At 71.3% G+C, this 12,010-nt stretch carries 14 protein-coding genes and 1 pseudogene; 8 read left to right on the top strand and 7 right to left on the bottom strand.

The genetic code is table 11. The annotated features are described in order from the left end of the window. The first annotated feature begins 275 nt into the window (after nt 1-275). A complete protein-coding gene (locus ACTWPV_RS01600; protein WP_443150283.1) occupies nt 276-962 on the top strand; it encodes a transcriptional regulator in 687 nt (228 codons plus the stop codon). Beyond that, on the top strand, nt 959-2,614 hold the full coding sequence (locus ACTWPV_RS01595; protein WP_443150282.1) for a pyruvate, phosphate dikinase: 1,656 nt from the start codon (nt 959-961) through the stop codon (nt 2,612-2,614). Before ACTWPV_RS01600 ends, ACTWPV_RS01595 begins: the two co-directional genes overlap by 4 nt. On the opposite strand, the pseudogene ACTWPV_RS01590 reads toward ACTWPV_RS01595, so the two are convergent. Next, nucleotides 2,591-2,692: pseudogene (locus ACTWPV_RS01590) on the bottom strand (IS982 family transposase); the annotation flags it as partial. The gene ACTWPV_RS01595 and the pseudogene ACTWPV_RS01590 overlap by 24 nt on opposite strands. A 111-nt stretch (nt 2,693-2,803) precedes the next feature. Continuing rightward, entirely contained in the window at nt 2,804-3,562 is a 759-nt protein-coding gene (locus tag ACTWPV_RS01585) for a TetR/AcrR family transcriptional regulator (RefSeq protein WP_347641687.1), read from the bottom strand. Nucleotides 3,563-3,697: 135 nt separating this feature from the next. On the opposite strand from ACTWPV_RS01585, the gene ACTWPV_RS01580 reads away from it, so the two are divergent. Further along, complete coding sequence (locus ACTWPV_RS01580; protein ID WP_347641686.1) at nt 3,698-4,318, top strand: hypothetical protein; 621 nt, start codon at nt 3,698-3,700, stop codon at nt 4,316-4,318. A gap of 97 nt (nt 4,319-4,415) precedes the next feature. On the opposite strand, the gene ACTWPV_RS01575 is transcribed toward ACTWPV_RS01580, so the two are convergent. Both ACTWPV_RS01575 and ACTWPV_RS01570 read right to left on the bottom strand, forming a co-directional pair. Beyond that, the gene (locus ACTWPV_RS01575) at nt 4,416-5,000 is read right to left on the bottom strand and encodes a histidine phosphatase family protein (RefSeq protein ID WP_347641685.1); all 585 of its coding nucleotides are present in this window, start codon (nt 4,998-5,000) and stop codon (nt 4,416-4,418) included. Between the two features lie 71 nt (nt 5,001-5,071). Beyond that, nucleotides 5,072-5,743 (bottom strand): DUF998 domain-containing protein, encoded by a 672-nt coding sequence (locus ACTWPV_RS01570; protein ID WP_443150281.1) that lies wholly within the window; start codon nt 5,741-5,743, stop codon nt 5,072-5,074. 46 nt (nt 5,744-5,789) lie between these two features. On the opposite strand from ACTWPV_RS01570, the gene ACTWPV_RS01565 reads away from it, so the two are divergent. Further along, on the top strand, nt 5,790-6,038 hold the full coding sequence (locus tag ACTWPV_RS01565; protein ID WP_443150882.1) for a TetR/AcrR family transcriptional regulator C-terminal domain-containing protein: 249 nt from the start codon (nt 5,790-5,792) through the stop codon (nt 6,036-6,038). Nucleotides 6,039-6,144: 106 nt separating this feature from the next. On the opposite strand, the gene ACTWPV_RS01560 is transcribed toward ACTWPV_RS01565, so the two are convergent. Continuing rightward, nucleotides 6,145-6,456, bottom strand: coding sequence for a hypothetical protein (locus tag ACTWPV_RS01560; protein ID WP_347641682.1), 312 nt, complete (start codon nt 6,454-6,456; stop codon nt 6,145-6,147). Nucleotides 6,457-6,688: 232 nt separating this feature from the next. On the opposite strand from ACTWPV_RS01560, the gene ccmA reads away from it, so the two are divergent. Both ccmA and ACTWPV_RS01550 read left to right on the top strand, forming a co-directional pair. Further along, nucleotides 6,689-7,312 (top strand): heme ABC exporter ATP-binding protein CcmA, encoded by a 624-nt coding sequence (gene ccmA, locus ACTWPV_RS01555; RefSeq protein ID WP_443150280.1) that lies wholly within the window; start codon nt 6,689-6,691, stop codon nt 7,310-7,312. Further along, entirely contained in the window at nt 7,309-8,862 is a 1,554-nt protein-coding gene (locus ACTWPV_RS01550) for a DUF6297 family protein (RefSeq protein ID WP_443150279.1), read from the top strand. Before ccmA ends, ACTWPV_RS01550 begins: the two co-directional genes overlap by 4 nt. A gap of 12 nt (nt 8,863-8,874) precedes the next feature. Here the strand turns inward: ACTWPV_RS01550 and ACTWPV_RS01545 are convergent, their stop codons facing one another. Then, nucleotides 8,875-9,369, bottom strand: a complete 495-nt coding sequence (locus tag ACTWPV_RS01545) for a GNAT family N-acetyltransferase (protein ID WP_347641679.1) — start codon at nt 9,367-9,369, stop codon at nt 8,875-8,877. 46 nt (nt 9,370-9,415) lie between these two features. Here ACTWPV_RS01545 and ACTWPV_RS01540 point away from each other — a divergent pair, with 46 nt between their 5' ends. Further along, on the top strand, nt 9,416-9,721 hold the full coding sequence (locus ACTWPV_RS01540) for a hypothetical protein (protein WP_347641678.1): 306 nt from the start codon (nt 9,416-9,418) through the stop codon (nt 9,719-9,721). Further along, the gene (locus ACTWPV_RS01535) at nt 9,718-10,134 is read left to right on the top strand and encodes an acyl-CoA thioesterase (protein WP_347641677.1); all 417 of its coding nucleotides are present in this window, start codon (nt 9,718-9,720) and stop codon (nt 10,132-10,134) included. Before ACTWPV_RS01540 ends, ACTWPV_RS01535 begins: the two co-directional genes overlap by 4 nt. Before the next feature lie 12 nt (nt 10,135-10,146). Here ACTWPV_RS01535 and lepA read toward each other — a convergent pair whose 3' ends face one another. Beyond that, entirely contained in the window at nt 10,147-11,979 is a 1,833-nt protein-coding gene (gene lepA / locus ACTWPV_RS01530) for a translation elongation factor 4 (RefSeq protein WP_347641676.1), read from the bottom strand. Between the last annotated feature and the right edge of the window lie 31 nt (nt 11,980-12,010).

Below are 12,010 nucleotides of genomic sequence, written 5' to 3'. Positions count from 1 at the left end.
GGGAGTGCTCCGGCTCAGGGCGTTGACGAAGCGCTTGTCGCGACGCCCTTCGAATGACAACAACATTCGGATTATGAGAGCATCCCAATCATGTTCTGGTGGGAAGAAGTGGTGGAGACACGGCCGGCACGGGTCCGGCAGGCGCGCGGACGCGCATCGGCCGCGAGGCGGGAGCCCGTCGAGCGGGGCTCACGGGCACGGACCCGGGTCGCGGTGGACGGAGCCGCGACGGCAGCCGACGCCGCACACGGCGCGCGGTCGCGAAGGGCCGCGCCATGAGCCGGCCCGCACCCGGCGACCCGGCACGGCGCCCGGTCGCGAAGGGCGATGACGCGAGCCGGCCCGCACCTCGCCGCACCGACGCCGGGCTGCTGGTGCTCCATGCACTGCGCTGTGTCGGCCATGCTGGCCTCACCCGTGTGGCCGCGGCCACGGGCATGGACGAGTCCGAGGTCGAGTCCGAGCTGATCGATCTCGCGGTCGCCGGTCTCGTCACGCATCTGTCCGGCGGGTTCGACGTGTGGGGCCTGACGGATGCCGGCCGGGTCGCCGACGCCGAGTGGATCACCGACGAGCTCGAATCAGGTGGCGCGCGTCCCGCTGTCACCGCGGCCTACGAGCGCTTTCTCGTACTGAACCCGGAACTGCTCGATCTCTGCACGGCCTGGCAGCTGAGGCCCGTCGACGGTGTGATGATCGTCAACGACCACAGCGACGCCGCGTACGACACTCGCGTGCTCGACCGGTTCTCCGCCCTGGACCAGCGGGCCGCGGTCGTCTGCGCCGAACTGGCCGCGGCGTTGCCGCGCTTAGGCCGTTATCGAACCCGCCTGACCGAAGCCCTCGACCGTGCCCACTCGGGCGAGCTCGAGTACGTGGCCGACCACGTCGCCGCCTCGTACCACACCGTGTGGGCCCAGCTTCACGAGGACCTGCTCGCGACGCTCGGGATCCCCCGGTGAGGTGGATCCGGCCGCTCTCCGCGCGGGCCGAGGAGCCTGCGGAGGTTCTGGGCGCCAAGGCGCACGGCCTCGTGGTCCTGCACCGTCTGGGGTTGCCGGTGCCCGCCGGGTTCGTCGTCACCGTCGAGGCATGCCGGGCGTTCATGCGCGAGGGCCGTCTTCCCGCCGGACTGGACGAGGAGCTCGCGATCGCCATGACCGGCCTGGAGGCCGCGACCGGACGCAGGTTCGGCGGAGCTCAGGCGCCGTTGGCCGTGTCGGTACGCTCCGGGGCGAGCGTGTCGATGCCCGGCATGATGAACACCGTCCTGAATCTCGGGCTCACGACGGAAGCGTCAGCGGGTTTGGCCGCCGAGACCGGCGACGCCCGGTTCGCGCTGAACTCGCGGCTGCGGTTCCTGTCGAGCTTCGCGTCCGCGATCACGGACACCGACGTCATGGGAGCGGCCGCCGATTCCGGCGGAGCCCCGGGCGACGGGGACGCACAGCTGATCGAAGCGGTCGAGGAGCGTATCCGGCAACGAGTCGGCCGGTCGATCCCTGACGGCGCGGTCGAGCAGCTGGAGCTGGCGATCGAGACCGTCTTCTCGTCGTGGGACGCACCTCGGGCGCGTACGTACCGCGAACTGCATGACATTCCGCACGATCTCGGCACAGCAGTGATCGTGCAGGCGATGGTGTACGGGAACCGTGACGACCGCAGCGGCACCGGAGTCGCCTTCAGCCGTGACCCCAACACCGGGGAGAACGTCCCGTACGGCGACGTCCTGTTCGGGCGCCAGGGCGAAGACGTCGTCTCGGGCCGGTCATCGACCCGCCCCCTGCACGAACTGGCCGGCCGGGAACCGGCCGTGTGGAGCGCCCTGACGGAAGCCCTGCGCCGGGTCGAGGGGCACTACCGCGATGCGTGCTACGTCGAGTTCACCTTCCAGGCCGGCGAGCTGTGGCTGTTGCAGGTCCGGCCCGGCCGGTTCGTCGGAGGCGCCGCCGTTCGCGTCGCGACCGAACTCGCCGACGAGCGCCTCATCACGCGGCGAGAAGCGCTGCTCAGGGTCTCGCCACACCATCTGCGGCACGCCCGCACGCCCCGCATGGCGGCATCGGCGAAGGCTGACATCGTCGTCCGCGGAGTGGGGGCCTGTCCCGGTGTAGCGGCCGGCAAGGTGGCGACCACGGCTGAAGCGGCGGTGCGCATGGCCGCCGACGGCCCGGTCATCCTGGTGCGCCCGGAGACGTCCCCGCACGACATGCGCGGCCTGGCCGCCGCCACGGGCATCGTCACCGCGCGCGGCGGGTCGGCCAGCCACGCCGCGGTCGTCGCACGGGCGATGGGAAAGCCGGCCGTCGTCGGCGTCACCGGCCTCGTCGTCGACGTCGCCGCCGCCTCGTGGAGGGCCGATGGGCACACCGTCAGCGAAGGCACCCTCGTCACCATCGACGGGACCAGCGGCGAGGTCGCCCTCGGCAGCCCTCCCGTCTCGACGGACGCGGCCGACGCCCACCTGCGCCGGCTCCTCGCCTGGGCGGACGACGTGTCGGGCGACCGCTCCGAACGCGAGGAGGCCGAACGCCTCACCGCCGCCCACGCCATCCTCCGTCACGACTGCACGAGCAAGTCCGATCTCCGGTCAAGGGTCGTAGGCGATCAGTGACCGGGTGATCGGGGCGTTGGTCGCGTTGTTTCGCCAGATCGCCGCCGCCGGCGCGAGAACGCGCTGGGCGACGCGGATGGTGCAATCCACGGTCCAGCAGTCGTCGGGCGAGCACGCCGACGGTCCGCTTGTCCAGCCCGACGGCAGGCCCGTAGCCGCTTGTCGTAGCCGGACGGTGGCCTGCCAGGATCAGCCGCCCGCGTGGTTGAGCTCGGCCAGCCCGGCCAGAATGCGGTCCAGGCCGAACCGGAAGTCCTCGTCGGTGTAGCCGATGGAAGCGGCGCCGGCCGCGTCGGCGAACAGGCCGCAGAACAGCGGATAGCGGTCCGGCGTCATGACCGTCGCGAGGAAGCCGAAGTAGTCGCCGGCCGCGGCCTCGCCGCCGTCGGAGATGACCGGATCGAGGGTGAGCCTGGCCTGCTCGCGAACGTATCCGAAAATCAGGGTGACGGCGCGCAGCCGGTCGTGCGGGCTCAGCCTGGTCCCCGATAGAGCCTTGAGCATGCGCTCGCCCCACAGCAGGTCGTTCGGCGTGTCCGGCGGGCCGAACGCGGGCACCTGGAGGACCCAGGGGTGGCGCCGGAAGAGGTCGTAGATTTGCCAGGCGGTGGCGGCCAGGGACTCCCGCCACCGTGCGGGGTCGGGGTCCGGCAGGCCGGCCGGGGGCGCGGCGGCGGCATCGCGCATCACCACGACGAGGTCGTCCTTGGAACGGACATGCCGGTACAGCGAGGTCGTCACGGTGCCGAGCGCGGCGGCGACGCGCGCCAGCGACACCGCCCCGAGCCCTTCGCGGTCGGCGAGGTTGATCGCGGCCTCGACGATCCGCTCCAGGCTGAGCCCTCGCCGAGGGCCGGGCCTGGGCGGCTCACCGCGCTCCCGGGCGCGGGAGGCGTGCCAGGCCAGCTCGATGCCCGCCGGCGTGGGCCTCCTGTGGTGCTCCCCCATCGCCTCCGTCTCCCTGTTGCGCTGCGGTATGTCGGCGACAACCCTATAGTGGCGTAGATTTTTCACCACTATGGTGAACAATCTACGCCACTCGTCGGAGGCAGGGCCATGAGAAACAGGACGTCAGTCGTATCCGTGGGCACGTGGGCGGGCGGTGGCTTCGTCACCCTGCTGGTGGCCTACACGGCCGCTCTCGCGGTAATGACGGCCCAAGGGCTGCCGTTCCCGCCGCAGGACCCCTTCCGCACGGCCTTTCACGTGATCATGATGCTCGGAGGGCTGGTCATGGTGCCCCTGTGGTGCGCCGTCCACCTCGCCACCCCGGCCGCCAGGCAGGTCTACACGCTCGCCTCACTGGTGTTCGTCGTGCTGTGTGCCGTGTGCACGTGCGCCAACCGGTTCGTGGCGCTGACTCTGGTCGCGCAGAGCCCCGGCCTCGGCCGGACCGAGGGCCTGGAGTGGTTCGAGCCCTACGGATGGCCGTCGCTGACCTTCGCGCTCGAACTGCTCGGCTGGGGCGTGTTCTTCTCCCTCGCCTGCCTCTTCCTGGCCCCGGCCTTCCGGGGGCATGGCATCGGCATGACCTTCGCGATCACCGGCGTGCTGAGCCTGGGCGGCGCGGTCGGCCTGCTCACCGGCTCCACCGCGCTCATGGGCGCCGTCGCCCCGCTGGCTTGGGGCCTCGGGCCCGCACTGGGCGTGGTGCTCATCGTGTTCCGGTTGCGCTCCCAGCCCCAGGACGCCGCCGCACCCTGAATGGCTCGGCCTGGCACCAGCACACCGCGTCCCCCGAGGCTGAACACCGCCGGGACCGCCGGGAGCCGCTGTCGTGCGACTTCCGGCGCTGCGCCTGTCACGGCCGGACGCTCGGCCCGAATCCGGTCCAGCGCAGGTCGGCCGGAAGGTGACCCATGTCGTTGTAGAACAGCACGGCCGGCGCGGCACCGTCGTAATAGTCGATCGCGGTCAGCGCCGTGTTGCCGCAGCCCAATCCCAGCCACCGGGCCGGCGGTGCGTCGAGGGCCTGCCGCACCAGCCAGGCGACCTGGTAGGCATGCGTGACCAGGACCTCGTGGGTCTCCGTCTCGGCGGGGCGCGCGAACCGGTCGATCAGGGCATCCGCGAGCCTCGCGCCCGCGGCCGCCTCCGCGGCGTCGTAGCCGTCGAAGAAGCCCGCCCACGCCGGCGGTATGTCATCCGGCACGTGTGGCACGTGGTCGACCAGCTCGGCCGCTTCGCGCACGGGAGCCGCCAGGTGCTCGCCGATGATCTGCGCCGAGCGCACCGCCCGGGGCAGGGGCGAATGCCACACCGCATCGATGGGCAGGCTGGCGAGCCGATCCGCCACCAGGTGCGACTGCCGCTCCCCCACGTCGGTCAACTTGCCGAACGCGTCGGCTGCGCCGTGCCGCACCGCGTACAGATGCCGAGTCGCCATCACGATCCCTTCAAATGTTAGGAACATTCCGATGCCATGAACATCCTAATGGGATCGCCGCGTACCAGGACTCAGGCGTCCTGGACGTCCCTCGGACGCCTGCGCAGGAACCACGTCGCGACCACACCGAACCAGCCCAGGCTGACGGCCAGATTGATGCGCTGCCAGAGCCCGTGGTACATCCCCGTCTGGCTCTCCGCGTCGTACGATCCGGCGGCAATCGCGAAGGTCACCGGCACCGCGAGCACCGTGGCGACGCAGAACCACATCCAGGGCCGCCCTCCTGGCTCGGCGGCGAAGTACCTTGCCATCACACCCATGAGCGCGATCAGCGACAGGTAGAACGGAACGGGATTGCCGTCGTGGATCAAGCCGTGCACCGTCGGCTCGGCCGTTCCCGTGCTGCCTACGGGATATCCGGGCTTGGGGTCGGTGACGAAGACGCCGCCCACGATCAGGCACGCGCCGAAGACGGCCGCCAGCAGGGAGGCAGCCACCGATCCGCTGCCGTGACGCATCACGCGCCGCAGGCCGAAGGCGAACCCGAGGACGAGCAGCCCGCCGACGATGAAGTTGGCGATCTGCACCCATCCCCGCTCACCCAGGGAGAGCTCGCTGCCGAAGCGGTGCAATGGCTCATATCCAGGACGGAGCGCGCCCTCAACGAGGATCACCCCCGGGAACAGCACCGAGACGATCAGGCCGCAGCACAACAGCAGCCTGGTGGAACGCGTGTACGACACATGCTCTCCTTAGCAACGATAAGGACGTGTTCCGCCCGTGCGGGCCATGCGCGCCATCACCACGCTCGGCTCCTACATAACCGGCTTCGTCCTGGAGGAGCAGGCACGCCGCCAACGGGAGAAGCCCTCACCGAGCGACCTCGACCAAGCTCAGGCGACCCCCACGCTGCTGGCCGCCATCCGCGACGGAGGCTCGCCGGATGGACCTGCCGCGTTCGAGGACGGGCTGGCCCTGCTTCTCGACGGCATCGAGGCCACTCTCCGCAACGGTGGCGACGCCCCCTCGGCCCGATGAAGCCGAGTGAGACGTCTCCGCCGCATCCGGGGGCCCGCGCCGGCCCGGCGAGATCGCCGGCCACCCCGCCGGCAGCGGGACGGATGAGGGGCGGGCGCAGACCCGGCTAGCGGCCACCTTCCGGCGCTCCCGGATCGAGCTGCGACTCCGCGTCGAACCCCGCCAGCTGTAACAACGTCTCCAGCGCCGCCTGCCTGGACTCCTCGACCGAGTCGCCCCGCTCACCGAAGCACTCGGCCGCCACGTCGAGCACAGCCGTCAGCACGGCCGCGTCGGGATAGGGCACATCGACGAGCACCGTGCCGTCATCACCCGCCTCCCCTGGCGAGCCCAGATGGTGCCGCAGCAACCTCCGGGTCTCCTCAGCCACAGCGACCCCCAGCACCGCAGCACGCTCGAACCGCTCAGAAGCGATCACGTCACCCTCCTATCGCACAGGTGTTCGGTAGTGAAAGGTAGAGGGCGGCACCGACAGAATCCCTTACGCACACGGCGATCGCCGCCCTCCAGGACGGTGCTCGACTCTCCGCGCCCGCACGGCATCGCGCGTCCGGGACGCCGTTTGCGGGACGGCGCCGTACGGGATGACGATCTCCACACGGCGGCGGTCCGCGCGCCGCGCGGCCCGCACGAGTGGGTACGCTCGAACGGTGTACGAGCCGATCATCGAAGTGGCTGGCCTCGCGGTGGAGCTGGGCGCCAATCCCGTGCTGCAGGACATGCGGCTGACCGTGGCGCCGGGCGAGATCGTGGCGGTGGTCGGCCCCAACGGGTGCGGCAAGTCGACGCTGCTCCGCTGCCTGGCCGGCCTCCAGCCCGCCACGTCCGGCGAGGTCCGGGTGTTCGGGGAGCCGCCGGCCGACGACGCCCGTTTCTGGGCCCGGGTCGCGCTGCTGGCCGACGAGCCGGCCTGGTATCCCGGGCTCACCGCTCGCGAGCATCTGGAGCTGATGGGCGCGGTGCACGCCACGCCCCGCATGGCCGTGGACGCGGCGCTCGACGTGTTCGCCCTGGCGGAGCGGGCCGACGCGGTTCCACTCAACCTGTCCACCGGCCAGCGCCAGCGCCTCTGCCTGGCCGCCGCTCTACTCAGGCCGAGCACGCTGCTCCTGCTCGACGAGCCGGAACGCGGGCTCGACTCCGCCTTCCGCTTGCGACTGGCCGGGCTGCTCGACGACTACGCGTCCGAGGGCGGCACCGTCGTCATGGCCACGCATGACGAAGGCCTGGCCTCGCACGCCCGCCAGGTCTCCCCCTCGGGAGTCACCGCATGACGGGCCCGCACTCGCCCCGGACGTCCGGATCCGAGACCGGCGTGCGGTCGGTACGCGCCTACCTGCGCTCGCGCGGCCGCGCCCCCGCGAGCCTGGCCGATCGCTATGTCACCGTGTTCGGGCTGGCGATGCTGGTCGCCGTGGCCGGTCAGCCCATCTCCACCATGGTCGGCGGTCTGGCCGGATCCGCCGAGCCCGGTCGCATGGGGGCGGGCGTGGCCCTGGTGGCGCTGGCCATGGCCGGTTTCCTGACCGCCGCGATGGCGGTGGGGCCGGTGCTGCTGCCCGCCCCCGACGCGAACTGGCTGCTGCTCTCCCCGCTGGACCGGCGGCATCTGCTCGGCCGCACGGCGCGGGCGCTCACCGCGGTGGCGGTCGTGGCCGGTCTCCTGCTGGGTCTCTGCGCGCTGGCCGTGCTGGGCGCGCCCGACCAGCTCGTGTGGCGGCTGCTCGCCGCGCTGGCGCTCGGCGTCTCGGCGGCCGTGGGCGGGACGGCGCTGGCGGTGCTGGGTCAGGCCTCCCTCTCGTGGCAGGTCTGGCTGACCGCCGCGATCGCCGCGCTGGTCGTGCTGGCCGTGGTGGCCATGAGCGGCCAGCTGCGTTCGGCGCTGGCGATCGCCGCGGGCGCGCCGCTGACGGCGGTCGCGGCCGCCGTCGCGGGCGGCGCCGTGCTCTCCGGGCTGCTGGCAGGGCGGGCATGGGCGGCGCTCGGCCGGATCCCTGCCCGCACCCTGGTCAGCGCCTCCACCCGCGCGGGCCATGTGGCCAACGCGACCGTGACCCTCGACCCCGGCGCGCTGACCTGGATCGCCGAGGACAACCACTGGCGGGCCAGAAAGCTCGGCTCGCGCCGCTGGCCGTCGTGGCCCGCGCCGCTCGCTCTGGCCTGGCAGGACTGGCTCCGCCTGGCCCGCAGGCCCCGGCGGCTGGCGACCATGACGGCGGCGGCCGCGCTGCCCGCCGTGCTGGCCCAGGCGGGCGTCACGAGCGTGGCGCTCTGGGCTGCCGTGCCGGCGGGGGCGCTGGCCGTGGCCTGCACCGGCGTGACCGGGGCGCGCAGAGACAGCGACAACCCGGTCATGGCCCGGCTGATCGGCGTGGGCCGGCGCCCGGCACTGGCGGCCCGCGCCGTGCTTCCCACGCTGCTGAGCGCCGCCTGGACGACCCTGGCCCTGGCCGGGCCGGCTCTGATCGCCGGCGGCTTCCCCGGGGCGGAGACCGGGGCCGGCGGGGCGTGGTCTGGGGCATGGTGGCTGCTCGGGCCGCTGATGGCTCCCGCCCTTGCGGCAGGGGCGCTGCGGATGGCCAGGCGCAGCCCTGTCGATCATTCCATGCCGGTGATCGACACACCGGCCGGCTCGATCCCGACCGGGCCGCTGATCTGGGCGGTCACGGGTGCGGACCTGGCCGTGCTGGGATGCCTGCCCGCCCTGTCGGCGCCGCTGGTTCCGGCGCACGGCCGGGGCGCTCTCCTCGCGGCCCAGGGCGTGGTGAGCGTGCTGGTCCTGGCGGGCTACGTGCTGCGCGCCGGCACGCGCAGGGCAGGGTGACCCCTTCGCTGCTCAGGCGACGTACACGTCGCTCGGCACGCCCCCGTACGGGATCGTACGGTCCTTGCGCATGCCCGCCTTCTCGGCCACCTTCCGCGACGGCTCGTTGACCTCGCGGATCACCGCCACGACGGGGCCGCCCAAGCCCTCCCCCACCCGCAGCGCCGCCTTGGCCAGTTCCAGCGCGTATCCCTGTCCCCATGCCGACGGCCGGAAGCGGTAGTACAGGTTGAGCACCTCTTCCCGGTCCACGACCGCGCGACGCAGGCCGCCGAAGCCGAGCACATGCGACTCGCCCGCGCGGCGCACCGCCCAGTAGCCGAGCCCTCGCTCCTCCCAGTCGGCCAGCCACAGGTCCAGCATGGCCCGGCTGGACTCCACATCGGTAACGGGACCGTCGGGGTGGTAGACGCTCGTCCGCGGATCCGAGTGGATCTCATGGACGGCGTCGAGATCGTCGGCTGTGACACGGGAGAGGACCAAGCGTGCCGTCCGTACCACTTCCACCCTTACAGGGTAGTATGTAGAATCGCATAGCGTTTGATACCGATCGATGGGCGATGTGATGGACGTACCGAAGCTCCAATCCTCGTTGCGGCTCATCGCCCGCGGGCTGGAAGAGCTGGCCGCCGCACTGGGCGAGCCCGAGTCGAGCGAGGACGAGCGCACGGCGCGGGTCATCGGGGAGTGGGGGCGGCGCGGGCTCACCCAGAAGGAGGCGTCGGCACTGTTCCAGCGGCACGGATTCGCCCCGCAGACGACGGGCGGATGGGCGCGCGGCGACTGGGTGGAGATCGGCGACGACGGCCTGCGCTATCTCACCGCCCGATCACACGCCTGGCTGGAGGAACGATCATGACCTTCTCGGTGCGCATCGCCGTGCGCGGCTACGAGCTCGACGGGCAGGGCCACGTCAACAACGCGGTCTATTTCCAGTACGGTGACCACGCCCGCTGGGAGTGCCTGCGCGAGGCCGGCATCTCGGTCGACGACCTGTGGGACGACGGCATCGGCCCCGTGACCCTGGAGAACACCATCCGCTACCACCGCGAGCTGCGCGCCGGCGACGAGGTCGAGGTGACGTGCGCGTTCGAGTGGGGCGAGGGGAAGACGTTCCGGGTCAGGCAGGAGTTCAGGAAGCCCGACGGTGAGCTGGCGGCGGAGATGACCGGCGTCGGCGGGCTCATGGATCTCCGGGCCCGCCGCCTGCTCGACGACCCGAAGGCCCGCTGGCGCGCGCTGGCGCGGACGCCGGCCGTGCTCGGGTTGTAGGGCCGCGGAGGCCTACTTCTTGGCCTTGTCGGCGCTGGAGGAGTCGGTGGACAGCGCGGCGACGAAGGCCTCCTGCGGCACCTCGACGCGGCCGACCATCTTCATCCGCTTCTTGCCTTCCTTCTGCTTCTCAAGCAGCTTGCGCTTACGGGAGATGTCGCCGCCGTAGCACTTGGCCAGGACGTCCTTGCGGATGGCGCGGATGTTCTCGCGGGCGATGACCCTGGCTCCGATGGCCGCCTGGATCGGCACCTCGAACTGCTGCCTCGGGATCAGCTCGCGCAGCTTCTTCGCCATGTCGACGCCGTAGGCGTAGGCCTTCTCCTTGTGAACGATCGCGCTGAAGGCGTCGACCGGCTCGCCCTGCAGCAGGATGTCGACCTTGACCAGCTCGGACTCCTGCTCGCCTGCGGGCTCGTAGTCGAGCGAGGCGTAGCCGCGGGTGCGCGACTTCAGCTGGTCGAAGAAGTCGAAGATGATCTCGCCCAGCGGGAGCGTGTAGCGGATCTCGACCCGGTCTTCCGACAGGTAGTCCATGCCGAGCAGCTGGCCGCGCCGCCCCTGGCAGATCTCCATGATGGCGCCGATGAACTCAGCCGGCGCCAGGAGCGTGGACTTGGTGACCGGCTCGAAGACCTGCGCGATCTTGCCTCCGGTGGGGAACTCCGACGGGTTGGTGACGGTGAGCTCCTTGCCATCCTCCATGATCACGCGGTAGACGACGTTGGGCGCCGTGGAGATCAGCGACAGCCCGAACTCGCGCTCCAGGCGCTCGCGGACGATCTCCATGTGCAGCAGCCCGAGGAACCCGACGCGGAAGCCGAAGCCGAGCGCGGCCGACGTCTCCGGCTCGTAGACCAGCGCGGCGTCGTTGAGCTGCAGCTTGTCGAGCGCCTCGCGCAGCTCGGGATACTGGTCGCCGTCGATCGGATAGAGCCCGGAGAACACCATCGGCTTGGGGTGCTCGTAGCCGGCCAGCATCTCGGGAGCGGGCTTGGCCGCGGCCGTCACCGTGTCGCCGACCCGTGACTGGCGCACGTCCTTCACGCCCGTGATCAGATAGCCCACCTCGCCGACGCCCAGCCCGAGCTCGGCCACCTTGGGCTCGGGCGAGATGACGCCGATCTCCAGCGTCTCGTGGGTGGCCATGGTGGACATCATGAGGATGCGCTCGCGCTTGCCCAGGTGGCCGTCCACGACCCGGACGTAGGTGACGACGCCGCGGTAGGTGTCGTAGACCGAGTCGAAGATCAGCGCGCGGGCGGCCGCGTCGGCGTCGCCGACCGGCGCCGGCACGGTCGCGACCACGTGGTCGAGCAGCTCGCGCACGCCCTCGCCCGTCTTGCCCGACACCTTGAGGACGTCGGAGGGGTCGCAGCCGATCAGCCCCGCCAGCTCCTCGGCGAACTTCTCCGGCTGGGCCGCGGGCAGGTCGATCTTGTTGAGGACCGGGATGATGTGCAGGTCGGCGTTCATGGCCAGATAGAGGTTGGCCAGCGTCTGCGCCTCGATCCCCTGGGCCGCGTCGACCAGCAGGATCGCGCCCTCGCACGCCTGCAGCGACCGCGACACCTCGTAGGTGAAGTCGACGTGCCCCGGCGTGTCGATCATGTTGAGCACGTGGCCGTCCCACGGGAGCCGCACGGCCTGCGACTTGATCGTGATGCCGCGCTCGCGCTCGATGTCCATCCTGTCGAGATATTGAGCGCGCATGGAGCGTTCGTCGACCACCCCGGTGATCTGCAGCATCCGGTCGGCAAGGGTCGACTTGCCGTGGTCGATATGCGCGATGATGCAGAAGTTGCGGATCAACGCGGGGTCGGTCTGGCCAGGCTGAGTGCGCACCGAAGTCCGTTTCGACAGGGTTGAGTCAAGC

The organism is Nonomuraea sp. KM88, assembly GCF_052245635.1.
In the GTDB taxonomy this organism is placed as follows: Bacteria; Actinomycetota; Actinomycetes; order Streptosporangiales; family Streptosporangiaceae; genus Nonomuraea.
This window is presented reverse-complemented; position numbering and strand designations above follow the sequence as displayed.